The sequence below is a fragment of the Ktedonobacter sp. SOSP1-52 genome (assembly GCF_016587395.1).
Map to the genome: position 1 here is coordinate 1,816,214 of NZ_BNJH01000002.1, position 25,011 is coordinate 1,841,224.

The 25,011-nt window shown below is 55.0% G+C and carries 23 protein-coding genes; 13 read left to right on the forward strand and 10 right to left on the reverse strand.

Annotated features, from left to right (window positions below; genetic code table 11):
- Positions 1–7 precede the first annotated feature (7 nt).
- The 3 genes from JMJ16_RS23340 (at position 8) to JMJ16_RS23350 (ending at position 2,393) form a co-directional block, all read left to right on the forward strand.
- Positions 8–664 (forward strand): ABC transporter permease, encoded by a 657-nt coding sequence (locus JMJ16_RS23340; RefSeq protein ID WP_201369337.1) that lies wholly within the window; start codon positions 8–10, stop codon positions 662–664.
- Between the two features lie 22 nt (positions 665–686).
- Complete coding sequence (locus tag JMJ16_RS23345) at positions 687–1,355, forward strand: ABC transporter permease (protein ID WP_201369338.1); 669 nt, start codon at positions 687–689, stop codon at positions 1,353–1,355.
- Positions 1,356–1,439: 84 nt separating this feature from the next.
- Complete coding sequence (locus JMJ16_RS23350) at positions 1,440–2,393, forward strand: glycine betaine ABC transporter substrate-binding protein (RefSeq protein ID WP_201385403.1); 954 nt, start codon at positions 1,440–1,442, stop codon at positions 2,391–2,393.
- Between the two features lie 60 nt (positions 2,394–2,453).
- Here JMJ16_RS23350 and JMJ16_RS23355 read toward each other — a convergent pair whose 3' ends face one another.
- Complete coding sequence (locus JMJ16_RS23355) at positions 2,454–4,073, reverse strand: molybdopterin-dependent oxidoreductase (protein ID WP_201385405.1); 1,620 nt, start codon at positions 4,071–4,073, stop codon at positions 2,454–2,456.
- 233 nt (positions 4,074–4,306) lie between these two features.
- On the reverse strand, positions 4,307–5,785 hold the full coding sequence (locus JMJ16_RS23360; protein WP_201385407.1) for a glycosyltransferase 87 family protein: 1,479 nt from the start codon (positions 5,783–5,785) through the stop codon (positions 4,307–4,309).
- A 258-nt stretch (positions 5,786–6,043) separates the two neighbouring features.
- On the opposite strand from JMJ16_RS23360, the gene JMJ16_RS23365 reads away from it, so the two are divergent.
- On the forward strand, positions 6,044–6,505 hold the full coding sequence (locus JMJ16_RS23365; RefSeq protein ID WP_201369342.1) for a TIGR03668 family PPOX class F420-dependent oxidoreductase: 462 nt from the start codon (positions 6,044–6,046) through the stop codon (positions 6,503–6,505).
- 12 nt (positions 6,506–6,517) lie between these two features.
- Here JMJ16_RS23365 and JMJ16_RS23370 read toward each other — a convergent pair whose 3' ends face one another.
- On the reverse strand, positions 6,518–6,688 hold the full coding sequence (locus JMJ16_RS23370) for a hypothetical protein (protein ID WP_201385409.1): 171 nt from the start codon (positions 6,686–6,688) through the stop codon (positions 6,518–6,520).
- A gap of 132 nt (positions 6,689–6,820) precedes the next feature.
- On the opposite strand from JMJ16_RS23370, the gene JMJ16_RS23375 reads away from it, so the two are divergent.
- From JMJ16_RS23375 to JMJ16_RS23385, 3 genes are all read left to right on the forward strand, one after another.
- Positions 6,821–7,864: a DUF929 family protein gene (locus JMJ16_RS23375; RefSeq protein WP_201385411.1), complete on the forward strand. Its 1,044-nt coding sequence runs from the start codon at positions 6,821–6,823 to the stop codon at positions 7,862–7,864.
- A 407-nt stretch (positions 7,865–8,271) separates the two neighbouring features.
- Positions 8,272–9,066, forward strand: a complete 795-nt coding sequence (locus JMJ16_RS23380; RefSeq protein WP_201385413.1) for an RNA ligase family protein — start codon at positions 8,272–8,274, stop codon at positions 9,064–9,066.
- Between the two features lie 182 nt (positions 9,067–9,248).
- Positions 9,249–10,409 (forward strand): AAA family ATPase, encoded by a 1,161-nt coding sequence (locus JMJ16_RS23385; protein ID WP_201385415.1) that lies wholly within the window; start codon positions 9,249–9,251, stop codon positions 10,407–10,409.
- A gap of 68 nt (positions 10,410–10,477) precedes the next feature.
- Here JMJ16_RS23385 and JMJ16_RS23390 read toward each other — a convergent pair whose 3' ends face one another.
- Both JMJ16_RS23390 and JMJ16_RS23395 read right to left on the reverse strand, forming a co-directional pair.
- Complete coding sequence (locus tag JMJ16_RS23390; protein ID WP_201385417.1) at positions 10,478–11,383, reverse strand: protein DA1; 906 nt, start codon at positions 11,381–11,383, stop codon at positions 10,478–10,480.
- An 85-nt stretch (positions 11,384–11,468) separates the two neighbouring features.
- Positions 11,469–12,350 (reverse strand): GNAT family N-acetyltransferase, encoded by an 882-nt coding sequence (locus tag JMJ16_RS23395; RefSeq protein WP_201385419.1) that lies wholly within the window; start codon positions 12,348–12,350, stop codon positions 11,469–11,471.
- 327 nt (positions 12,351–12,677) lie between these two features.
- Here JMJ16_RS23395 and JMJ16_RS23400 point away from each other — a divergent pair, with 327 nt between their 5' ends.
- Both JMJ16_RS23400 and JMJ16_RS23405 read left to right on the forward strand, forming a co-directional pair.
- A complete protein-coding gene (locus JMJ16_RS23400; RefSeq protein WP_201369349.1) occupies positions 12,678–13,034 on the forward strand; it encodes a hypothetical protein in 357 nt (118 codons plus the stop codon).
- Positions 13,035–13,103: 69 nt separating this feature from the next.
- Positions 13,104–13,274 (forward strand): hypothetical protein, encoded by a 171-nt coding sequence (locus JMJ16_RS23405; RefSeq protein WP_201385420.1) that lies wholly within the window; start codon positions 13,104–13,106, stop codon positions 13,272–13,274.
- A gap of 54 nt (positions 13,275–13,328) precedes the next feature.
- Here the strand turns inward: JMJ16_RS23405 and JMJ16_RS23410 are convergent, their stop codons facing one another.
- On the reverse strand, positions 13,329–14,291 hold the full coding sequence (locus JMJ16_RS23410; protein ID WP_201385421.1) for a DMT family transporter: 963 nt from the start codon (positions 14,289–14,291) through the stop codon (positions 13,329–13,331).
- Positions 14,292–14,928: 637 nt separating this feature from the next.
- Here JMJ16_RS23410 and JMJ16_RS23415 point away from each other — a divergent pair.
- Positions 14,929–16,206, forward strand: a complete 1,278-nt coding sequence (locus tag JMJ16_RS23415) for an alkaline phosphatase family protein (protein ID WP_201385422.1) — start codon at positions 14,929–14,931, stop codon at positions 16,204–16,206.
- A gap of 74 nt (positions 16,207–16,280) precedes the next feature.
- Here JMJ16_RS23415 and JMJ16_RS23420 read toward each other — a convergent pair whose 3' ends face one another.
- Together JMJ16_RS23420 and JMJ16_RS23425 are read right to left on the reverse strand one after the other, a co-directional pair.
- Complete coding sequence (locus JMJ16_RS23420; RefSeq protein ID WP_201385423.1) at positions 16,281–19,064, reverse strand: ABC transporter permease; 2,784 nt, start codon at positions 19,062–19,064, stop codon at positions 16,281–16,283.
- On the reverse strand, positions 19,061–19,807 hold the full coding sequence (locus JMJ16_RS23425) for an ABC transporter ATP-binding protein (RefSeq protein ID WP_201385424.1): 747 nt from the start codon (positions 19,805–19,807) through the stop codon (positions 19,061–19,063). The genes JMJ16_RS23420 and JMJ16_RS23425 overlap by 4 nt, the downstream gene beginning before the upstream one ends.
- A 670-nt stretch (positions 19,808–20,477) precedes the next feature.
- Between JMJ16_RS23425 and secD the strand changes: the two genes are divergently transcribed.
- Complete coding sequence (gene secD / locus JMJ16_RS23430; protein WP_201385426.1) at positions 20,478–21,878, forward strand: protein translocase subunit SecD; 1,401 nt, start codon at positions 20,478–20,480, stop codon at positions 21,876–21,878.
- Positions 21,879–21,889: 11 nt separating this feature from the next.
- A complete protein-coding gene (secF, locus tag JMJ16_RS23435; RefSeq protein WP_201385428.1) occupies positions 21,890–23,164 on the forward strand; it encodes a protein translocase subunit SecF in 1,275 nt (424 codons plus the stop codon).
- Positions 23,165–23,170: 6 nt separating this feature from the next.
- Here the strand turns inward: secF and JMJ16_RS56075 are convergent, their stop codons facing one another.
- The gene (locus tag JMJ16_RS56075; protein WP_255553230.1) at positions 23,171–23,299 is read right to left on the reverse strand and encodes a hypothetical protein; all 129 of its coding nucleotides are present in this window, start codon (positions 23,297–23,299) and stop codon (positions 23,171–23,173) included.
- 67 nt (positions 23,300–23,366) lie between these two features.
- Here JMJ16_RS56075 and JMJ16_RS23440 point away from each other — a divergent pair, with 67 nt between their 5' ends.
- Positions 23,367–24,308, forward strand: a complete 942-nt coding sequence (locus tag JMJ16_RS23440) for a VOC family protein (protein ID WP_201385430.1) — start codon at positions 23,367–23,369, stop codon at positions 24,306–24,308.
- A 33-nt stretch (positions 24,309–24,341) separates the two neighbouring features.
- Here the strand turns inward: JMJ16_RS23440 and JMJ16_RS23445 are convergent, their stop codons facing one another.
- The gene (locus JMJ16_RS23445) at positions 24,342–24,989 is read right to left on the reverse strand and encodes a hypothetical protein (RefSeq protein ID WP_201385432.1); all 648 of its coding nucleotides are present in this window, start codon (positions 24,987–24,989) and stop codon (positions 24,342–24,344) included.
- Between the last annotated feature and the right edge of the window lie 22 nt (positions 24,990–25,011).

The following is a 25,011-nucleotide window of genomic DNA, read 5'->3' on the forward strand; positions in this document are numbered from 1 at the left end:
GAGTGTTATGCATTATTTACTGAGCGCTTACAATTATGATTTGACGGACCCGGAGAGCATTCCAAACCTGCTTTCACAACACGCCTTCCTGGTGGGAGTCAGTATGCTGATCTCGCTGGTTATCGCGATCCCACTTGGAATCCTGATATCGCGCTATCGCAAGCTGGCGCTGCCGGTGATTACGTTTATGGATCTGCTGTATACCATTCCCGGCCTGGCCTTGCTAGGAGTGCTCATCTCCATTACAGGTCTGAGCTTTACGACGGCTATTATTCCGCTCATTCTCTACACACAACTGGTGCTGATCCGCAACACCTCCGCCGCGCTCAATGGCATCGATCCGCTCTTAATTGAGACGGCGCGCGCGATGGGTATGAACGGAACGCAGCTCCTCTTTCGCGTGACCCTACCCCTGGCGCTACCGGTAATTATCGCGGGCATACGCATCGCGACGGTAACCATTATCGGTATTGCGGCGCTGGCATCCCTGGTAGGTGAGGGCGGCCTGGGCGACCTGATCTTTAAAAACATCACCAGCCGCGATATGGATGCTGTCCTGGCGGGAGCCATTCTGCTCAGCCTGTTCGCGATTGTGACCGACCTGCTACTACTGGGCGTACAAACCCTGCTCAACCGTGGTCGTAGCGCGCTTTCGGTGGCTTGAGGAAGAGAGGCCTTTTACATATATGAACAGCATCTGGAATTATATCGCCGATCCGTCGCATAACTTTCTCTATGAGACGACGACCTACCTGCAAATCTGCGCCTTTACCATTGTGATCGCTATTGTAATCGGTGTTGGCCTGGGGGTCGTGGTCTCACGCAGCGCCATTCTAGGCTTTATCGCCATCAACCTCAGTGGTTTGATGCGCGCCATCCCAATCATTGCCTTCTTAATCGCGGTTCTGCCCTATCTAGGCCTGGGCTTTACACCTGCGGCGGTGGCACTGATTATTCTAGGTATTCCACCCATTTTGCTCAATACCTATACCGGGCTGCGTAGCATCGATGCGGCCATGATCGACGCCGCCAGGGGTATGGGCATGACGACCTGGCAAATTATTCGCCGCGTCCAGGCCCCACTCGTGATGCCCATTATCGCCGCCGGCATTCGCACGTCCGCGATCCAGATTATTGCTACCGCGACGCTTGCCGCCTTTATTGGTGCCGATGGGTATGGCGTCTACATTGTCGATGGCCTCTACAAGCTCGACAACACCGAGATTCTCGCTGGTGCGATCCCGGTCGCGATTATCGCCTTGATTGTAGAGGGCTTCATGGAGATTCTGCAGCGTGTGCTCACTCCCGCAGGGTTGCGTGAGTCGAGCGGCACGCCGCAGTCTCAGGTTTCCTGATCGATCCCTCGTGTTTGCTCTCCTTCCCTGGAGAGCAGACACGATCTATTCTTTGTGTTTTCCCAAACAAGGAGAAGTTTTTTTATGTTCTTACATTCACTAAAAACCAAATCTGCTGGGGCCTTGATCCTGGTCCTGCTAATACTGCTCTCGGCCTGTGGCACGAGCGGCAATTCATCCTCCAGCAACACTGGCAGTGGCAACACGCCCAAGGGCAACCTCGTCGTCGGCGGCAAACTGGACGTAGAGTCGCAGTTGCTCACCAAGATGTATACGCTCCTGCTGCAAAAAGCTGGCTACAAGGTCACGGAGAAACCCGCTCTGGGCAATAGCAATATCGTATTTCAGGCCATCAGTAGTGGCTCAATCGACATCTATCCTGAGTTCACTGCCACTGGTCTGAACAAGTTGCAGGTGCCCACCACCTATGATCCCCAGAAGGATTACCAGGCGGTGAAGGATGGCTTCAATACGAACTATAAATTGACCTGGTTGGATGCAGCCCCGCTCAACGATGGCTATGCGCTTTGCACCTCGAAAGAGACCTCACAGAAGCTTGGTATCACCTCTATCTCGGATGTGAAGGCCAAGGCTTCGCAGTTGGCGCTGACCTCACCCAGCGATGGTGTCTCGTTCGTTGATGGTCTACAGAAGGTCTATGGTCTCACCACTAAGAGCTTCAAGAGCACTCAGACCGTCGACTATGCTCTGGGCTTCGACGCTGTAAAGAGCGACAAGGCCCAGATCACCGTCTGCTACGGTACGGACGCGACCGTGCCCCAGGGTGGCTTCGTCTTCTTGAAGGACGATAAGAACGGCTTCCCGGCCTTCAATCCCGCCCCTGTGGTGCGCAACGATATCGCCCAGAAGTATCCTGATATCGCCTCGGTGCTCAATCCCCTGGCGCCCAAATTGACCACCGATGTCAGCATTCAGTTGCAGACCCAGGTGGCGCAGAAGAAAAGCGATGGAGCCTCGGTCTCGCGTGCTGTGACCCTGGTCGCCACCGATTTCCTGAAGCAGCAGGGCCTGCTCTAAGCAAACACATTACAAAGAGAGGGTGTGTGGGCGAGGCTGCCCACACACCCTCTCTTTGTTTTACTTTACCTCAATAGTGACCTTGTGATAGCCAGTCGAGCCTTTGGGGACTGTGCCTTGAATTTTCCCCGTTTGCACCTCGCCTACGCCGTTGGTCATCCTACACACCAGCGTGTAACGGCCCGCCTGCTGTGGCCTCCACTGCCAGGTCCAGAAGACCCAGGCATCTTTGGAGAGCCGCGTGGTGAGCGTGGCATCATTCCATGTCTGTCCATCGTCGGTGCTAACCTCGACATGCTGGACGTCTTTGTCGCCCCCATAGGCAATGCCACCAACCTCGACGCTTGCTCCTGCGGCCACGCTTCCTCGTGGATAGTCGATGCGACTGGTCATATGCAGTGAGCCATTATACCAACCCTGATCTGAATAGAGACCACCGACAAAATGATTGGTCAGTTCAACACGTGTGAGCCACTTAGGATTCTCCTCACCATAGCGACCGGGAATCAACACACGCATGGGGTAGCCATGCTTCTGCGGAACCTCCACTCCATTCATACGCCAAGCAAGCAGGGCATCCGCCTCCAAAACCTCTTTGAGCGGTAGGCTGACGGTATAGCCATCAACACTATAAAAAGCGACATGCGTGGCCTCGGGCTGCGCGCCTCCATGCTGCTCAAGCAAGGTTTTGAGTGTGACACCCTGCCAGACGGCGGTTCCCATCAAATGCCCACCTGGACCATTGGCAATACACTCGAGGGTGATCGCGCGCGAAGTCGATGGCAAGCGTTGCACCTCGTCATAGGTATAGGTACCTCCACGCTTGACCAGCCCATTCACCTCCAGGCGCCACAGGTTAATATTGGGATTTGGGTCAACAGTGTTCTGTGTGACGACATAGTGCCCGTCATTAGGCGTAATGGGAACGGTCTTCTCACCATTGGAGACCGTCTTGATGCCATCATAGGCCGCGTACTCGTTGAGGTAGCCCCGTAGCAGGCCCGCCGCACCGCCCGCGCTCACCAGGCCCAGCGCGGCCACGCCCACACGCGAGAGTGCCTGCCTGCGCCTGCGTACACCCTCTTCCTCGTTCTCAGCCGCTTGCTTTGGCAGGAGCAGGCGGTAGAGGAGACAGAGCGCGACACTATACACAGCGAAATCGAGTAGGAACGCCAGGTCAGTCGCGATGGTTGCCCATAGGACAGGTAGACCGTAATGGTTCTGCCGCGCCTCGTCATTGAAGAGCAATACACCAGTGAGAGTCATAAGCAGGGTCAGCAGTAGCGCGACGACCCACTCTCTACGCCCTGGTAGCACACCTTGCGCGGGGAGCCGCACCTGGACCAGGAAGGCATATACCAGGCCCAACATAGTGCCAATGGCGATCATGGCCAGCAGGGCCAGTCCAAGCGGCGTCGTCTTCGAGTTGGGAGAGAACATGATTAAGAGCCGGATAAAGGTGCCAACATCAATATGTTTGAGGACATAATCCCCGAATAGCTCCGGGGGCGTCGGCGTGCCAACAACGAAGAACAGCACGCCCATGGTAACCACCGCCAGAAGGCTTGCTATCAGACCTGCACATAGTCCCCATAGCGAAGAGAAGAGGATGGCTCCCGCCCTCGATAGAGATTTAGGAGGCGCGGAGCGTGGACGCTCTTGCATTTGTTTGTTTTGCATATAGGTTCCCTGACTTCTGTTTGAGCATAAGGAAAAGACACATCTCTCTTCGCTGACACGCTTAATGATACCTGCTTTTGCAACCTGGAAAAAGTTCGTTTTTTGTGCTTAAGACTTCTTGCCACTACGTGGCTCGCAGAGCGTTCAAGTATGCAGTGTAAAAATGCCTGCGGCATTTTTACACTGCATACTGTGAAAAGTTCGGGATGGCAAAAGTTGGGGATGTCTTATGTTTAACTGGTATGTTTACTTGTGGAGGGGGTTGCTGCTAGTATCCCCTTCCCACTGATGCGTCTATGGCGCCAACGTGCCAGGACTGCAGCACAGGCCAGGAGGAGCAGGGGTAGCAGATAGGCAAGGAGGTAGTAGAGATTCCAGTCGGGTGTGGTGTGCGCGAAGTAGCCGCCTAGTGTGGCAAAGGCGAAGTAGCAAGCAACCAGCGCTGCCAGCCCGATGCTAAGGGTCCGCCGCTCAGAGCGCCACGCTATAGGAAATAGCAGGGTGATCCAGGGCAGGAGCGTCGGCACATACCAGGGAAAGATATGCGAGGAGACCGCGAAGACCGCGCCATAGAGCACAAGTACGCTTGCTTCAACACTGATGCGTTTACGCCAACGCATCCATAGGATACCTAGAGCCACTCCTCCCATGACTACAAGTTCACTGGCGTAGAAGAGCAATTTAGCCGCGAGGGGATTGGGAATGAGGGTCTGCAACTTCACCAGGATGAGGTAGACCGGGCCAGCGTTTGGCTGCTGCTCGCTCGCATACGTGGAGAAGAAGCCCAGCACCTGGCCATGCCCCAGGATAAGATATGGCACATATGCCAGAAAAATCGTTAACACGCAGGTCAGGAGCATAGCCCAATCACGACGCCGCATTAACACCAGCAACAGGAGGATGGGGTAGATCTTGGTGAGCGTGGCCAGGGCGATAAAGAGGCCAGTCGCCACGCGACTCCCACGCCAGTTTCCCTGGGCACAGACCACCGCCAGGACGCAGAACATGACGGTGCTGGCATCAACATGACCCTGGAGCGCAAACTCGATGATCGGCAACGGACACCAGGCATACAGGATGCAGCGGCTCCAATCGCCATCGCGTCGCGCAAGCAAGTAGGCGATTCCACCACAGCTTACCAGGTCCATGAGCACAAAGATGCCTTTGAGGAAAGGCAGATTGCTCGGCGCCAGGAGATAGCTGAGAAGGTAGATACCCTGCGCCACGGGAGGGTAGATAGAGGGGGCCGTGCGAAAGCGGCTGTTCGCAAGGATAAAGTCGCGTATGTGCGCAAAGTGGGGATCAAAAGGGGCATAGACGTAGGGACTATAGCCCAGTAATGTGACCCTGGCATCCCAGAGGTAGCGCCAGGAATCGCGCGAAAGGTTGGGTTCCAGCGGCAGAAAGAGCGCACGCATCAGCAGTCCACTCAGCAGGATGGCACCCAACTCCAGCCAACGCTGGCGACCTCGCGGCGCTGGCGTGCAGAAGATCAGCGCACAGGCCAGGCCATAAGGCAGGAAGCTTCCTACATACAGGACCAGAAAGAGGCTGAGCGGGGTATCGGCCGCGGGCGCGTTTACACGCATCACTACCTGCCAGGTTAGGGTCGCAAGCAAGCATACAAGCAATAAAGGGAAGCGCCAGCGAAAACGCCGGATCTCCTCGCTCGCCTGCGCCCGTGAGGATTCTGCAATCTGCGCTAAGGACATATCTACAAAAACCTTTCTACCAGAAACAACCTCAACGCCTACCCATCCAGTGCTTTTCCATTCTTCGCGAGTCTCTGCCTCGGCTCTCTACGCGAGCCTTCTGGTAAGGGGATGTGGGTGGGAAAGGTCATGCAAACCAGCAAAGAAATTTTCTTTTCCCCTTGCCACCTGGGTAAGCCATGAAACTATAATATCTAGAGTGCCTAGAGTATCTAGAACTACTCAATAAAATTCCTTTACAAACAAAGTATAAGAAACATGCATCATCAAGCACCACTCACTGAAACAGAGATGACGTTTGTCCGTCACCAGCGTGTCGCTCGTCTGGCCACCTCAGATGCCCAGGGGACGCCACACGCTATACCCGTCTGCTATGCCTTTGACGGACAACGCTTCTACACACCGCTCGACGAAAAGCCGAAGAGCGTCTCGCCAACACGGCTCCAGCGCGTGCGCAATATTCAAGCCCGCCCTGAGGTAGCCCTGCTTATTGACCAGTACGAAGATGATTGGAGCCACCTGGGCTATGTCCAGGTTCACTGTCACGCCGAATTGATTGATCCCGGACACGAGGCGCACGCCCACGCGCTCAAGCTCCTGCGGGTGCGCTATGTCCAGTACCGTGCTATGCTCCTGGAACAGCAACCTGTGATCATGCTGACGCCCACACATATTTCAGCCTGGGGGCCTGCACTCAACAACCAGAGCAAGGGCGAGTGAACTCCATATCATTCACCATTTCATAACACGCTTTGGGGCGCCTTTTTTTTCGCCGCAGTCGAGAGGCTCGCCTCGTTCCTCTCGACTGCGGCGGAGCAATTCGGCCAGAATAGCGGCACTGTTCCAGGCATCATCATCGCCCCGGTGGTGCGTCCCCTCCAGTGGCAGGCGCATGGTATGCAAGATGCAATCCTTTCTTCTCATCGTTAGCTATCAGACCTCCCACACATAGGAAGCAGGTACCAGAATGGGCCAGGCAGAAAGATAATGCTATAATCACCCTGACACACTCACACTCATTGAAAGGCATGCACTATGGCAAAAACCCGGAAGAAAAATGCACAGCCGCCCACATCTGGTCCTGTGCGAGGAGAGACACAGGCACGCCCTCGTCCCACCTCGCCCGGCTCCAATCGCGGCCCAAATAGAAATACAGGTCGAAATATTCGGCGTCGCGCGACCCGCCAGCGCAGATCGCTCTGGCTTCTGATTGGTGGCATTCTCCTCGCCTTTCTCGCCGTTATTGGCATCTTTATTTACGTAGGCCAGCAAAATCAAGCCCCGGGTGCTTCCGGCCCGACCGATCCCGAGGTTCTCAAAGCGGTGACCAGCATTGATCCCGCAACGCTGAGCACGGTGGGCGATGGCGGAGTGCAGCCCTTCCTCAAGGCCACACAGAATAAGCCACCCATTCTGACAGGCGCCAATGGCAAGCCCAAGATCTTCTACTCTGGCGCCGAGTTCTGCCCCTACTGCGCAGGGGAGCGCTGGGCGCTGGTCGTGGCCCTGAGCCGCTTTGGAACCTTTAGCGCTCTGCCACAAACCACCTCGGCCGCTGAGGATAGCCCGCCCAATCTCTCAACTGTCAGCTTCTATGGCAGCAAATATCAAAGCAACTATATCGACCTGGACACAGTCGAGCAGTTTACCAACAAGCGCTCTGGCAACTTTTATGAGCCACTCCAGACGCCCACTAGCGAGCAACAACAGCTGATTAACACTTATAACGGATCGCCCTACATTGACAAGCAATACGCTGGCGGCTTCCCTTTCGTGGATATCGCTAACCAGTATCTCGCGATTGGCCCTAGCTTTAATGTTGAGGTCATCTCCAACCTCTCACAGAAGCAGATTGCGGAGAAGCTTTCAGACTCAAGCTCCGACGTTTCCAAAAGCATTTTGGGCGTGGCTAATACCTTTACAGCAGCCATCTGCAAGGCCACCAATAACCAGCCCGCCTCAGTCTGTAAGGCAGATCCTATTCCCGCGCTCCAACAGGCTCTGCCCAAGGCCCAGGACAGTGATCAACTGGCCATGTCCCAGGCCCCCGAGGCCCTTTTCCCTCGCCGCGAGGATTAGATTGTGTTGAAGAAGAGATGGTTGATGGGTAATTATTCACCAACCATCTCTTCTTCAACATACCAGGAATTCCCCTGTACATAAGGCTCATGTATATGGTACTATTCTTTTTAGCAGAGATATATTTTTAGTGCCGGGAAGAGAGACATATGCATCAGATACATCAAACAGCCAGGGGAGATCTGCCTCAGCGCGCCCTCATATGCACCCACCTGCTTCTCACCCGGCAGCAGACAACTCCGACTCCGGCTCCGGCTCTGGTGCCATAATCCCTTTGCCCTGACCACCCTCAACCCTTCTGCCTGAGCAATTAAGCAGGCAGTGCTACCAGCAGAGCGCCTGGCGTGTCTCTGCCGGCTCTCTATGCTATTCCCTCCAGGGTTTTCAGACAAGGATGCTATGCCGTCATGAGTACCAATATTAACATCTACAAATATCCACGCACACAGCATATCGAGGGTTCAGGTATACAACGCGGAGACGAAGATCTCGCGCTTATCCCCCTCCAGGAGTTCGCCGGTCGCTATCTCGTAGTTGAAGAGAAGATGGATGGGGCCAATACCGCGATTAGCTTTGATAGCCAGGGACAGCTTCTCCTCCAGAGCCGGGGACACTTCCTGAACGGGGGTCCGCGTGAGAAGCAGTTCCATCTCTTCAAGACCTGGGCCAGTCGCTATACCTTTGAACTATGGGATGTCCTGGGCGAGCGCTATGTGCTCTATGGCGAGTGGCTCTATGCCAAGCACACCGTCTTTTATACCGATTTGCCCCACTACTTTATGGAGTTTGATATCCTTGACAAGCGTACCGGACGGTTTCTGAGCACACAACGCAGACAGGAACTGCTACGCCCGCTCCCGTTCGTAGTCTCGGTAAAGGTGCTCTACACGGGAACCATTCAGGCGCCCCAGGAATTAACGGCCCTGATTGGGCACTCTCACTTTATCAACGAGGAGCACCTGGATATCTTGCAGGCAAACTGTCGTAGTCGGGGGCTGGACGTTCAGCGCGTCCTGAAGGAGACGGACACCTCGCCCCTGATGGAGGGGCTGTATATCAAAGTGGAGGAGCAAGGCGAGGTCAAAGAGCGCTACAAATATGTGCGCTCTAGCTTTCTCCAGACCATCTCTGACTCGGAGAGCCACTGGCTGGATCGCCCCATCCTTCCCAACCGCCTCCGCCCGGGCGTCGAGCTTTTCTAGTATCTTCTGATCCGAAACCCCTGAGCGCGCGGCCGCTGTGCCCCCGAATGGGGGTGCCACCGCTTGCCCCTGAATGGAGACTAGGTGGTCCCGAATGGGGGAAGCGCTAGGCACGCCAGTGACGTTGGGTTTCGGAATAAGATCTATAAACCGTCAGCAAGAGTCAACATGAGGATCATAGCATGTTAGCAAACACCCAACCAGCAGATACCTGGACCTTTCCTCTCACGCCTCAGCCACCAGACTGGAAGCTAGACTGGAACGGCCTGGCAGAGAGCTTCTCCTGGGTCCGCGACCTTGCGGGTACGCCCCAGGAGCCAGAATATCACGGCGAAGGCGATGTCTTCATCCATACACGCATGGTCGCGGAGGCTATGATCGCGCTCCCATCTTGGCGCAGCTTTCCCGCCTCTGAGCGCTCGCTACTCTTTGCCTCGGCTCTACTCCACGATGTGGGAAAGCCCGCGATGACACACCTGGCAGCCGATGGGCGCATCTCTTCGCGTGGGCACGCCCGGAAGGGCGAGCTGCTTACACGTCGGATACTCTGCGATGGGCAGGAACTCCCGCCCGTCGCGCTCCAGGCTAGGGAATATATCGCGCGCCTTGTGCGCTTCCATGGACTTCCCTTGCGCTTTCTGGATAGCCCTAACCCCCAGCGGAGCGTGATTGAGGCCAGCCAGAGCGTGCGGCTCTCTCATCTCACCCTGCTGGCTGAGGCGGATGTGCGGGGTCGCATTTGTGCCGATCAAGACGAGCTACTCACGCGCATTGAGCTCTTCAATGCCTTCTGCCAGGAGCAGGAGTGCTATGACGCGCCGCGCCAGTTCGCAACCTCGCATAGCCGCTTCACCTACTTTCAAAAGGAGCAGAGTGATCCGTCCTATGTCGCCTATGACGAGACGCAATTTGAGGTGGTGCTGATGTCGGGCCTGCCTGGCAGCGGGAAGGATACCTGGCTCAAAACCAATGTGCCGGAACTGCCAGTCGTCTCGCTTGATGAGCTACGCAGGGAGCTACATATCGCCCCGACCGATGATCAGGGTCGCGTTATCCAGGCTGCGCGTGAGCGTGCCCGGGTCATGCTTCGTCAAAAAATGGCCTTCGCCTGGAACGCGACCAATATTACACACCAATTGCGACAGCAACTTATTGATCTCTTCGTCTCCTATGGCGCGCGCGTGCGGCTGGTCTACCTTGATGCATCCCTCCCACAACTCCTGGAACGCAATCGCGCTCGCCGCACCTATGTGCCAGAGGCCGTCTTGCAGCGTCTGTTAAACAAACTAGAGGTCCCCGACCTGACAGAAGCTCAGCAGGTCGAATGGATCGAAAACATGTAATATATTGTGTACAGAAGGCGCCCTGCGTGTGTCATGACACACGCAGGGCGCCTTCTGTACACAATATATTACTGCCAGCGTTTGCTATGCTCCAGTTCTTCGATGAAGCGCGCAAAGCCTTTGCGCTCAATCAGGGACTGCATGCGGCGAAAGCCCTCGCCGTAGATAGGATCGGGGTTGCGCTCCATATTCTCAGCGCGAAAGCGGCTCTCCGCCGTATCCCGGGAGCGTAAATAGCGGTAGGAGAGTACTTCGCAAAAGCCCTCTTCGCGCCACGCTTCTGCCCAAGGGACGCCCTGGACCACTAGCCAGACATGGCCCAGTTCATGCACGACCACACTCTCAAATACAAGCGCGGGCAGGCCCTGCAAGACCGCGACCCCGCTCACCTCAGAGCGCAGGGCCTGCCCCTCCTGGGCGTAGGAGACACTCATGGTCGCGCCCAGCGAATGAGTCGGCCCATTCTCGTGCAAATAGTGGCGCAGCTTCGCTTTCGTACAGAGTTCCAGACTGAGCGGGAGCTGATGATAGCGTAGCCCTTGTGCGCCCACCCATTGAATGAGTTGTTTAAAGAGCGGGCGAGCCTCTTCGACCGTTTCGATGGCGCTGGCCCGGCAGATGCGACAGCGTACCACCTCGGCACCGCGCTCCTGGTCCTGGGGAGGGATAAGGCGACCACAAAAGTCGCACGACGGGTATGCGTTCTCATGTTCCTGGCAAAACGCATTGCCCCAGTAATCCATCCTGTACATGCCCAGGAGCGGCTTTCCGCAATAGACGCAATGCTGCGCGATCTCGCGTGCATAGCAATCCTGGTGATATGGCCGCCCCTGGTGCGGCGTAAAGCGTGCATCCGTAATCGGGCGCTTACAAGCGGCACAGAGGAAGTGTTCAGGATGCCAGGTCGCATCCAGGGCGGTCAGAAAGCGACCTGCAATAGGCTGCCCACAGGCCTTACAAATTGGCTGCCCCATGTTTATCTCACTTCTTTAGCAACTGGCATCGTGTTCATCACATTGTCGCTTCGCTCGGAGTCCAAGCCAGCCTGGACCTTATAATTTAGCGGCTGACTGGATAGCTATAGTAATCATAACTGGTGACAACCTGGAAGCCGCAGGACTGGTAGAGCGAGAGCGCCCCCTGGTTCTCCGTCATGACTTCCAGCACAATACGCCCAGGATTACGCTTTAGGGTCTCCTGGATGGCATAGGCCAGCAACTGGCGCCCATAGCCCCGGTGCTGGAATTCTGGCAACACCCCAAAGCCAATAATATAGGCTTCCTGCTCACCCAGCGAGACATCCAGTTTCCCAATATAGACATCGCGCAGTTGCGCTAGATAGGATGGGCGCCTTAAATTTACATTCCCATTCCCCTGGCTATACCAGGTTACCTCGCTACGCGGCATATCAAAGGCCACCGCCGTAATATGCGCCAGGAGCATGCCATCCTCCGGCTGGGCCTGTCTAAAGGTCAGCCCCTCAATACTCTTGCCCGGCAGGCGTGGCTCTTGTAGCACCATTTTGTATTCGGCATGATGGAAGCGTGTGTCAAGTGTCTGAATATAAGCCTGGCCTGCTTGCGACTTGTGCTCAACAATACAGAGGATCTGTGGAACGCCGCGACGACGCACCTCCTGGGTTGCCGCCTGGAATAATGTGCGAAAAATACCTCTCTGGCGGTATGCAGGATGCACCATCCCACTTATTTCGGCCTCTTGCGAATTAAAGCAGAAGAGTGCCAGGTAGCCCACGAGCTGGCCCTGTTCATAATAGAGAAAGTCGTTTGTCTCACCCGCGGGGCGCTCGCGTAGCACATTCCAGTTTAGCTTCATCTCCAGTTGCTCATACTGCTCACACTGTGCCGCGAGCTGCTCGATCTCCTGTAACTCCTCTGTTCCCAATCCCTGCTTCCGCAACAACCCCTGTTTACCGTCTGCCATGCGCAATAAATACCTTTCGTTTCCTGATGATGAGGACGATGAGTGAAATCTTGTTTTCAAGCATACCATTAATCACACTCATCGCGCCAACACGTCCCCTATTCTTGCCAGTATGGATCCTACATTGAGATAAAAGGGGTGTGGATGGAAAAACGGCTTTGCTGTTTTCCATCCACACCCCTTTTCCTCTGAGCACCACTGGTGCAAAGGACTATCTCAGCCAATTGAAACCAAGAATGCACGTTACTCCGTAATATAGCTAAGCATTGATATTGAGGCATTTTCAATGATTTACATCACGTCGTTATGCATACAAGGAGGTCACTTATGTTAGCATCCCTGTTTGTGCTGGCGGATGGCATTACGATCCGTCTTGGGGATAACGTCTGGAGCTTTGGCTGGAATATCATTCTCTACCTGGTTATCGCCGCCATTGTTGGTCTCGTTGCTGAATATATTGTTGGCTGGCGCCTTCCTTTAGGGATTGTGGGCGCTATTATCGCCGCTCTTGTTGGCATCTGGCTGATGACACAAGTAATTGTCATCTCTGGCATCGGCGATTTCGTGTTGTTTGGTGTACCCCTTTTCCGGGCGCTACTGGGCGCCATCATTCTGGTCGCCCTCTGGCACCTCCTGACCTATGGTCTGACCCGCCGGCGTCGCTATCGCCGCGCCGAGGTGTAGTAAACGGTAAGCGCCCTCGTCTAATAGCCTGGCCCACACAAGGGCCTTACGCTACGAGGAGGTGGCTCTATGCCTCAGAAGAGACCTTTGAAGGGTGTTGGCGCGAAAGAACAGCGCCAGTATGAACACATTAAAGAAACTGCCGAGAAGAGTGGCCGCTACGGCGACCGCGCCGAAGAGGTAGCCGCTCGTACCGTGATGAAACACCACAAGGAGTCGCATCACAAGAAGGGGCAGTAACGAGAAGGAGGGGTGCAGTCTGCACCCCTCCTTCTCGTTACTGCTTTAAGCAGCTTAATCGCCCCCTGCACACTCATCCACCAGGAGCACAAGTTCTTCCTTCCTGGAAAAGAGAGACTTGCCAAACTTGCGTATATTCAGGCCCTTGATCTGTGAAACCAGGACGCCACCCATTGTTAAGGCTGTGCCCAACCACTGGGCTGGTGTAAGCATCTCGCCCAGGAGCGCAGCCGCCATAAGCACGCCCAGAATTGAAGGGAGATAGCCATAGATAGAGAGGCGTACCACGCCCACGCGCGCAAGACCATAGTTCCAGCACATATTGGTCACCGCCGTCGCACCAATCGCTGTGAAGAGCAGCGCGGGAATAACCACTGGGGGCAACACGCTTATATGTGCATTTTGTACGTTCGCCCCTCCTGGAATAATGAAGAACACACCACCCACGAAGAGCGTCCAGGTCGTGACCCGCAAGGATGAATAACGCGTCAGCGAGCGCCGCGTCAGCAGGGGCATCAACCCACTCAAGAGACCCGCCACAAAGTACAGGCCCAGGCCAATCCAGCTCGCAGGAGTAATCGTGCCCAGGCTTCCCTTCCCTAATACAACCAGCACCATCCCGCCGCAGGCCGCGAGCAGGCCCCCAATCATCAGGCCTGTCATACGCTCACGCGCAACCAGCGAGGCTACAAGCGTCATAATCGCGCTGGTAAAGGCGCTCAGCAGCGCGCCCATCGAAGCCTCAGCGAAGTACGATCCATAGAGAAAACAAATTTGCTGCGCCCCAAAGCCAAGAACACCCGCGACCACCAGCGCGCCAAAATCTCTCCAGGCGACCTTGACATTCCCTTCCATCCACTTCAACATCGCCATCATGACAAGCGTAGAGAGAAAAAAGCGCAGAAAACCCACTAGAAGAGGAGGTAAATACATCACAAGAATTTTTACAGTACAGAAATTTAGTCCCCAGAGGACACTGGCCAGAAGAATAGCGAGATCAGCACGTTGTAGTTTCACCGCAATAAGACTTTCTTTGAGACGACGCGAGACTCTGACATTTTTATTTTCTATTTTTCCCGCGCATGAGACAGATAGTATAAGCTAGATAGAGCGTCCAATAGGCTGGACACTTCTCCCGACGAACAAGCAAGCGCACCAGCAACGTCTCGCACGCCCTTTCTCATATGCCTCTAGATAAATCTCTACTTTAGTGCAAAAACGAGAGAGGTATATATGCAAAATGCACATATACCTCTTGCTCCATCATCTGGCGTCTATTTCTCGCGCCTGCGGTGCTCGCAGATTTAAGGATGTGCTGACTTGAGGCTTTGGCCTCAAGTCAGCACATCCTTAAATCTGGCATGATATCTTCTATTGCATCAATAATTATTTAACTCCCTATTAAATAATATGATATCTAGAGCACATCTCTTTCCAATTGTGGAGTTGATAGAAGAGTTTTTCATGATATACTGTTAAGCAGACAGCAGACCACATTTGCCAAACCTGCATCAAGTTTGCAGGAATCTCTGTCTACTGCTTATCCGAAATCCTGAGCGCGCTTGTCCTCGAATGGGGGAAGCGCTAGTCACGAGAGTGACGTTGGGTTTCGGAATAAGAGCCTAGAGCTAGTAGAGGAAGTACAGGTTCAGCCATGCTCAACACAGCCTCAATTAAAGCGGTCAGTCAGTCGAAGTTCTCTCAGCGCTTCGTCAAACCGTGCTATGGCTCCTATTGCTTCGCTTATCTGCCTGCGACCATTCGCTCGCTGCTAACCGGGACAACGCCCATGGCCCTGCCAGCGGATATCCTCCATAACCTGCCTACACGCTATGAGCAGGTCGTATTCCTCTTTGTCGATGGCTTTGGCTGGCATCTCTTTAAACGCCACGCGGAGCGCTATGCCTTTCTCACAACGGCTCAAGCCTCTGGCGTCGTCTCCAAGCTTACCTCACAGTTCCCCTCGACGACCGCCGCGCATGTGACCTGTATTCACACCGGCCTGGAGGTCGGACAGAGCGGCGTCTATGAGTGGCACTACTATGAGCCGCTGGTCGATAATATTATCTCGCCCCTGCTCTTCTCCTATGCCGATGACAAGGTTGTGCGCGATACGCTCAAACGCGCCTCAGTACCGGCAACGGCCTTCTTCCCGCGCCAGACATTCTACCAGTCGTTACAGGACGAGGGCGTCAATTCACATATCTTTCAATATCAGGCATATACGCCTTCAACCTACTCCGATATCGTCTTTCGTGGCGCACAAGTTCACCCCTATACAACCATCCAGGAAGCCTTAGGGGGGCTGGCAGACTTGCTCGTTCAGCCACCTACCGCGCCGACTTACTATTTTCTCTACTTTGATCGCATCGATACAGCCAGTCACAACTATGGACCCTTCTCGCCCCAGGTCGAGCGGGAAATTGACGTTTTTATGCAGCAGATGGAGCAATTCTACCAGCGCGTGGCCTCGCGTTCACCTCGCACGCTGCTCCTTCTGAGCGCCGACCATGGACAGACGCCGGTCAATCCACGTACAACCTATTACCTTAATGAGCGGCTCCCTCAGCTCATACGCTACTTAAAGACAAATCACCAGGGACGCCTGCTTATTCCTGCTGGCTCGCCGCGAGATATGTTCTTGCATGTGAAAGAACCCTATGTCGACGAGGTCGTTACTATGCTACGCCAGCATCTCGCGGACAAGGCCGAGGTCTATCCCGTCGCCAGCCTGATCGCGCAGCAATTCTTTGGCCTGCGCGCCCCATCGCAGACGCTCCTGTCGCGCCTGGGCAACGTAGTGATCCTTCCCTACAAACATGAAACCGTCTGGTGGTATGAGCAGGGCACCTTCGATATGCATTTCCAAGGCCATCATGGCGGCCTGACCCCCGACGAGATGGAGATTCCGCTGCTAGCGCTTCCCCTGTAATACAATAGTGTGTATGCAAAGTGGGCGCGGGGTTCCGGTCGGAACCCCGCGCCCACTTTGCATACACACTATTTCTACTCGTAGCGCAATACTTCGAGTGGGCGCACGCGTACTGCGCCCCAGGCCACGATGGCCGAGGTGAGCATGGCCAGTGCCGCCGAACCCAGGATCAGGGCCAGCGCCATTGGCACGCTTACGCCGAAAGTCGCGCCAAAGGCCAGCGCGCCCAGCACGCTGATCGCGCCCGTGACAAGCAGCATGGCCAGTAGCGCGCCCGTGCCACCTACCACGCCATTCTCAATCATGACCTCGCTGAGAATCGAACTGCTGGTATAGCCCACCGACTTGAGGATGCCCAGCTCGCGTCTGCGTTCCAGCATGGCCAGCGCCACCGCGTTAGCGATGATAATAACGCCCGCCACCAGCGAGAGAGAGGCAATAGTCGTCAATGTGAGCAGGATGTCGTTCAGCAATTGATCAACGAAATCGCTGATATTCGCCAGGTTGAGCACGAAGGCGTTAGGAACTGTCTTGCCCATAGCATCTACAGCGCTATTGAGCTTGTTGGCATCGATCTTCATGTAGAAAACCGACTGCTCGACGCCTCCTGGCGAGAGCGCCTTGACGCTGCTGCGCGTTCCCAGTAGTGGATAAAGACTTCCACCCAGGCTACTCTGCTGGTAGACGCCCACAACCGTGACGGTTTTGATGCTGACACGATCCTGGCCCGCCAGGGTAATCTTGTCACCAACCTTCAAGTGAAAGGGGTCCAGGTTGGCCAACTCGCTGGCGATCAGGATATTGTCCGTTCCCTCATCGCTGGCGTTCAGGTTGCGCCCCTGGATAATCCGCAGGTCCTTGGTACTAGGGAACTGGTTGTTTCCCACATCGTAGCCCTCGACTCCGCTCAGGAAGTAGAGCGCGCCACCTCTGCCCAGCGAACCCGGACCAGACTTGGCCTTATCGCCTTCGCTAGGCAGGATCTCCTGAAGTGGCTTGTTATTGATCGCTACCGGCACGGTTGAGGCCAGGGTACGACGTTGGTAGCTGGAGAGCCCATTCAAGCTTGAGAGTTTATCCTGCAACTTCTGCGTATCATTGCCACTGGTGATCGAGACCACGTTATAGTTCAGCGTCTTGGAGATGACATCATTGACCTGGTCACGCAGGTCCTGGCCCAGGATCAAGATCAGGCCAATGGTAAAGATGCCTACAAAGAGCGCCAGCATGGTAGTCGTTGTGCGCGCACGCTGCCGTCCAATGTTGCGCAGCGCCATTTTGACATTCGCTTTCCATGTACGCGGCAACACCACAACCAGCAAGCCTAGCAGCGAGATGACCAGGAAGATCAGGCCAAACGTCTGCAAGTAAGGGAAGTTCAGGTAGTTGGGCAAGACCCAGTACAGGAAGAGCGCGAAGGCCACCCCCAGGACAATCAAAGAGAGGTAGCCAACGGAGAAGCGCTCTGGCACAGGCAGTCGGCTAATAAGCCAGACAATCAGGCCAAAGAAGACGCTCAGCAGGGCCAGAAAGATGAAGGTACCATAGACCGCGCCTATGCCCAGCCGGATGTCATTGTTCAAAATGACAATCGAGAGGGCGCAGAAAAGCACTGAGAGCAACAGCAACAGGAAGACGGTCAGAACCAGGCTCCCCGCGCCTTTCCCCTCGGGCAGGTCACGAATGACGTTGAGCGGGCGAATATTCGCCGCCTGAACGATTGGCAAAAGGCCAAAGATGAGCGAGGTCGCAACACCTATGATTACGCCGCCCACAATCGTTGTGTAGTCCAGTATAAAGGGAATGTTCAAGAGGAAGGTGTTCTGGACGATGTTGCGCACCAGGTAGCTCACGCCAACCGAGGCCGCCGCGCCAAGCACGCCACCAACCAGGCCCAGCAGCGCTGCCTCCAGTCCGAAGAGCAGGTAGAGATCAAAGCGCCGGTAGCCTGTCGTTTTGAGCATGGCGATCTCGGTCTTGCGCCGTGAAAGCAAGACCTGCATGGTATTGACGATACCCACGCCACCAATCAACAGGGCCAGCAGACCCGCGATCTCCAGGAACTTGCGGATGTTGTCGATTGTCGCCTGCTGATTTTTGACGGCATCGTCGACGGTGCGCACATTCGCGATGGGGAAATTGTCGCGCAGCTTTTTGGCCGCGTCATTCATATGTGCCTTGTCGACGGTACTCACATCGACAGTATCATAGGTCTGCGCGACCTTCGCGTTAGGATCTTTATAATCGGCCAGGGAGATCAGCGCCACGCTACCCGCCTGGGAGAGCACGCCACTGTTGTCCACAATGCCTGCGATCTTAGTCTTAATCACTCGCACCTGGCGGTCGGATGAGGTCACACGGACATCGAGTACGTCGCCCACCTTTTTGTGATACTGATCGACAAAGGCCTGGGTAACAATGATCTGCTTATTCTGCAACAGGTCGACAACGGTCGCGTTCTTCGGGTCTTTCACGCTCAGCGGCGTCCCCAGGGGATAGACCGTGGGATCGACGACGCGGACCGAGAAGGACTGCCGCAGGGAGATCGAGCCGCTACCTGAGGAAGCCTGCGAATTCACAACCGGGGTATAGTTGCTAATGACCTTATCTTTTTTAAGCGTATCAAAGAACTTCAGGTCATCCCCATTAAAGGGCTGGTTATTGGAGGTGACGGCGATATCGCCGCCGTTGGCATCGCGCACGTTACTGGTAAAGGCATTATTGATCATAAGCCCCACCAGTTGCAGGGCTACAATCGCCATGACACCGACCGCTACGCAGAAGAGGGCCAGGACCGTACGCTGCCCACCTCGCACCAGCGAGCGCGAGGTGTAGTTAAAGTACATCGAGGCCTTCATTGCACAATTCTCCCACCGGTGCTATCAATTTCAGCGATCAGCCCATCGACGATACGTATGGTTCGGCCGGCATGCGAGGCCACATTCTGATCATGCGTAGCGATAATAAAAGTCTTGCCAGTCTGGTCGCGCAGTGTGGCGATCAACTCCAACACCTTCTCACCGTTACGCGCGTCCAGGTTACCCGTTGGCTCATCGGCAATCACAATGGGAGGATCAGCCGCCAGCGCGCGCGCGATGGCGACGCGCTGCTGCTCACCACCCGAGAGCTGACTGGGGCGATGGCCCAGGCGATGCGAGAGACCCACCAGTTCCAACAATTCCTTGGCGCGCGCCGAGGGCGAACCCTTGTGCTTGCCTACATAGAGCGGCACCTCGACGTTCTCCTGCGCCGTCAGGGTTGGGATCAGGTTATATGCCTGGAAGACCATGCCGATCTTCTGATTGCGTACCACCGCCAGTTTGCCCTCGGTCATACGCGCGATATCGACACCATCAATCAATACATTGCCTGTCGTTGGATTATCCAGACCAGCGATAATTCCCAGGAGCGTGCTCTTACCAGAACCAGAGGGTCCCACGATGGAGACAAACTCCCCACGCTGAATTTGAAAACTAATCCCTTTTAGAATCTCAATCCGCTCACGCCCAAGCGGTAAACTTTTCGTGATATCGCGGACATCCATGACAATTTCATGGCTACTGGCTTGCGCACCAGAAACACCCTGCACAGTAGTCTCCATAAAAAGCAGCAGCTCCTTTAAAACTTGGTGGTCAATAATAGCCAAAAACGATATATCGTAAGTTACTACGAAGAGATCTCTACTATTGTTACACTTCTTACGCAGTCTTTTTTTCAAATTGTTTATTAGCCACATTCTCCGTTGGCCCCTTTTAGAAGACGGCTTTTACCCCTGAATTCAGGTAGAGATTTCTCCCTACTTCTAAGCATAGTACTCTCAGGTAGTTCCTGGTCTGCATACTCCTATCTCTCCAGGCCCATGCCAGGTGCGCTTGCTCCACCTGGCCGCCTGGACTGGCATTGGTTTCCCTCAGACTTTCTTTGAGTTTTTTTGCTATAATAGGCTGATATCGAGCACAAAGAGATGTTCATGTTCGTCGCTGGCGCCATATTTCCCCCTGGGGGGGAAGACCCTGCAATTTTTATGATATTTGCCGAGTATAGATTGAGATAATCCAGGGCCGAGTATAGATTTAGGCATCCGGGCACAAAGGCACAACAACAGGATAGGCAATAGCAATCAACTATGCTATACTTCACTGGTATCAAGAGAGGCGCGTCTGCGTTCCTAATCATAAAGAACGCTTTTATTTGCGCTCGGTGGAAGATGGGCAGTTAATTGCACAGACTTCAACGTATCACCACACATTGAGTGAGAGGAAACAGTACATATGCGCCGAGGAACACTCACACTCCTCTTTTTAATCATCCTATTAGCCGCGGGCGCAGCCTACACGGTCTTCTGGCCAAACGCAGCGAGCCAGAAGGGTGGAAAGCCCTTATACGGTATTAACAATCCCTTTACCTTTCATGAAGGCCTCGACCTGCAAGGTGGCGTACGCGTGCTGCTGAACCCCAAGCCAGGTCAGAACCCCACTGATGATGAGATGGCGACCGCGCGCAACCTGATCGAGCAACGTGTGAACAAGGGCCTGAGCGTAAATGAGCCCATAGTGCGCACCCAGACCACGCTCGACGGTCAGAAAAGCATCGTAGTCGAGCTGCCTGGCTACAATAGCGGCAACCAGCAGGCAGATGTTGAATCGCTGCTGCGCACAGGCCAGCTTGAGATCTGGAACACCGGGACCACACCCTTGCAGAACGGTGCGACCTTAAACCCCAGCGATTTCGCAGCCGACAACAATGGCAGCATCAAACCGCTCTTCACTGGTAATGACCTCGACCCCAATTCTCTGGGCGTCCAACAAAATTCGCAGACCAGCCAGTATGTCATCGCCTTTGGTATGCGTGGCGATGCGGTCGGTCGCCTGAGCACCTATACCTCCCAGAACGTCGGCAAGTATATGACGATTACGCTGGATAAAAAGGTCATCTCGTCCGCCGTCATTAATAGCCAATTGCCTGGTAACGGTGTCATCGAGGGCAACTTCACAGTTGACGATGCCAATCAGCTCGTACAGTTGCTAAAGATCGGTGCGCTGCCCATTTCCTTCGACATTGCCAGTGAGTCAACCGTTGGCGCAACCCTCGGTCAGGACTCAATTTACAAGAGCTTGATCGCCGGTGCCATTGGCCTGGGTATCGTTATGCTCTTCATGCTCCTGTACTACCGCCTCCCCGGCTTTCTCGCTGATGTGGCCCTGATCCTCTACTCACTGTTGACCCTGGCCGTCTTTAAGATGATCGGCGTGACGATGTCACTGGCGGGTATCGCGGGCTTTGTCCTCTCAATTGGTATGGCCGTAGACGCGAACGTGCTCATCTTTGAACGCGTGAAGGAAGAGTTGCGCGAGGGGCGCCTCCTCGCCTCCGCCATCGACATTGGTTGGAAACGCGCCTGGCCTTCCATTCGCGACTCAAACATCTCGACCATGATCACCTGCGCCGTGCTCTACATCTTCGGTACAAACTTCGGCGCGACGATCATCGTTGGTTTCGCAACTACCCTGTTCCTGGGCGTCGTGATTAGTATGTTCACCGCCATCACCGTCACCCGCACCTTCCTGAACCTGCTGGTGCCGACCGGTGTCGTCAACCATCCCGCGCTGTTTGGGCTTCCGGGGAATGCCACCCCCAAAGCGGCCCTTGCACGCCGTAACGGCACAGTCTAGAGGAGGATGCCGTGTTTAACCTGATTAAGTATCGCTTTATATTCCTGGCCGTCTCGCTGCTGGTCATCGTTCCCGGCGTCATTGCTTTGTTCATGTGGGGTCTGAATGTCGGCATCGACTTCAGCGGCGGTAGTAGCGTCGACCTCTTGCCCAATAAGAGTTTTCAGACAACCGCCCAAGTCAAGGACATTCTTCAGCCACTTAACCTGAAGGATGTGCAGGTCAACTTCACGCAGAACCCGAAGATTCGCGCCGACCGCGCGGCCTGGCTTCGCCTGACTCCGCAGATCGATAACACGGTCCTGAATACCATTAAGACCAACGTGCAGAAACAGTTTCCAGGCGAGCAGCTGAATTTCCGCCAGGATAACTATACTGCCTCGAATGGTAAACCTGCTTTCAGCATGGTCACGATCACTGGCTTCTCCAAGCTGCCCGATAGCGCCAAGCTGAGCCAGGCCACGACCGGCCTGCCGAAAATCAATGGCCAAGCGGTGACAGCCGATAAGCCTGTTATTGGCGATAACAACCAGACGCAGGCCATCTCGCTGCTGACCAGCAACAAGTTTCAGTCCAACACTGGCGACGTCGAGAAAGTTCAGCAGGCCTTCTACAACAAAGGCATCTACGTCTGGATGGTCGATAGCTCGACAGTTGGTGGCTCGGTCGCCGATCAAACCAAACTCTACTCGATCTTCGCGGTCGCGGCCTCGTCGCTGGCAATCCTGCTCTACCTGTGGTTCTCGTTCCGCAAGGTGAGCCGCCCATGGCGCTATGGCGCCTGCGCGATCATCGCCATGCTGCATGATGTCCTGGTGGTAGTGGGCATCTTCTCGATCCTGGGTCACTTCTTCAATATCCAGATCGATGCCCTCTTCATCACGGCACTGCTGACCGTCGTCGGTTTCTCGGTACATGATACCATCGTGGTGTTTGACCGTATTCGCGAGAATATGATCCGCCGCACAACTGAGACCTTTGAGCAGGTAGTGAACGCCAGCCTGGTACAGACCCTGGCTCGTTCACTCAATACCTCGCTCACCGTGCTCTTTACCCTGCTGGCACTCACGCTCTTCGGTAGCAACACCAGCATTCATACCTTTACTCTAACGCTGCTGATCGGTATCGCTAGCGGTACCTACTCCTCGATCTTCAACGCCAGCATGCTGCTGGTCATCTGGGAGCACGGCGAACTGGGCTTTGGCATCTTCGGCGGCAAGCGCAAAGAACAGGTCGCGCTGGCCGGTCGTCGCGAGTCACGCGAGCTTGCTCGCTCCCGCGGCTAAGAAAGATTAGAACGACAAAAAGAAGAGCGGCAGGGTATCCTGCCGCTCTTCTTTTTGTCGTTCTTCTGGTGTTTCCTTTGCGCCTGCTTTCCTTGGGGAAAGGTGTTGGTGGAAAACGGCAATGCCGTTTTCCACCAACACCTTTCCCCAAGGAAAGCATAGCGAGGTGGTATAGTAAACAAAAAGGGGGAAGAGGCATATTATGCTTACGGGGATTGACCATATCATTATCGGCGTCAATGACCTTGAGAAGGCTACACAAACCTTTGAGCAGAACCTGGGGCTGCTTGCCAGCGGCGGTGGACGCCATCCCTTTGGGGGCACAGCCAACCGCATTATCGTTATTGGAGATACCTACCTGGAGCTGATTTCGGTTGAGGAGGCGGCAGAGGCACAACAGAGCATGCTCGACCGGCTGGCGAAGGGCGAGGGATACCTCAATTGTGTTCTTGGCTCAGACGATATCGAGGCCGATAGCCAGGCCATGAGGGCACGGGGCGTCTCCGTAAATGGTCCTAATGCTGGCGCACTCAATAGTGCCGAGGGTCGCAGCCGAGGCTGGCAGCGTACAGACGTTGAGCGCCCAGATCTCACCCAGCACTATCCCTTCCTGATTCAGCACGATAGCACCGGCGAGGAGCGCCGCTTTCGCCTGGCTGGCTGGCAGCACCCTCCAACTCATCCATTAGGTGTGCTAAAGGTCCTGAGCACGACGCTTGTTGTGGAGAATCTTGAAGAGGCCACTCGACGCTTTCAACGCATTTATGGGCTAGAACCCTCCATCCAATTCGGTGGGGAGCATGAGGGATGGGACGCGCTGCTAGTCTCTTTCCCCCTGGTAGGAGGAAACAACGCATCGGGGCAAAGCTTTGAGTTGGCGATGCCGCTACCAACAAATATCGATCCAGCAAACCAGCAACGGCATCTCCCGGAAGTGGGAGCACTCGCCGCCCACCTGCAACGGTATGGCGAGAGCCTCTGCCGCATCACTCTGGCGGTGGCAGACCTTCCCGCCGCCAGGCGCTATCTCGATGCGCACGGCGTGATTTATGCAATGCAAGAGCAGCCTCACCCACTCGTCTGGATTCATCCAACCCAGACTTGCGGCGCGGCCATTGTGCTCACAACACAGGCTGAGGCATGAGGCAAGCATGCAATAAAATAGTACTCGGCACGACTAACGCTCTTGCGCATGCACTTTTAAGCGTAGCTTACGCTTAAATACCTTCTCGAAGAGGTCGGCCTTGGCATAGGCATGGGTAATTTCTTCATCAAGGTCGGCCAGGGGGCGTACACGGAGATCAATCGTCCAGATATCTTTTGTACACCCCTCTTCGTCAGCCACCAGGCCCAGTACACGCCCATCATGACTATGATCTAACGCATCCGCTACGCGCAGGAGCGCCGCGAGCGTCGAGACGAGTTTGCGTGCTGATGGCTTAAGGGTGGCAAACTCTTCGTGTTCTTTGCTGGGCAACGCGCGACGATGATAACGTGCGATACAGGCAATTTCGTGCCGCTCGCTCTCGCTAAAGCCTGGCAACTGAGTCGCCTTGATCAATCGATAAGAGTGCTTGTGGTGCTGACGCTCCTCGACTATCATGCCTGCGTTATGCAGGAAGGCTGCCCGCTCCAGCAAGAGCCATGCATGCTCATCCAGCTTGTGTAGGGGACGCGTCGCTTCAAATAAGGCGCGCGAGAGCCTCACCACGTAGCGTGCATGAGGCCAATCCTCAACCAGCAAGCCTCCGCTCTGCAATAATTCTTCTTCGGTCGGATGTGCCTGCTGCCACCAACGCAAATCTTCGATTGAACTAGAAGTCATGCCGTTACTCCTTTTGTCTCGC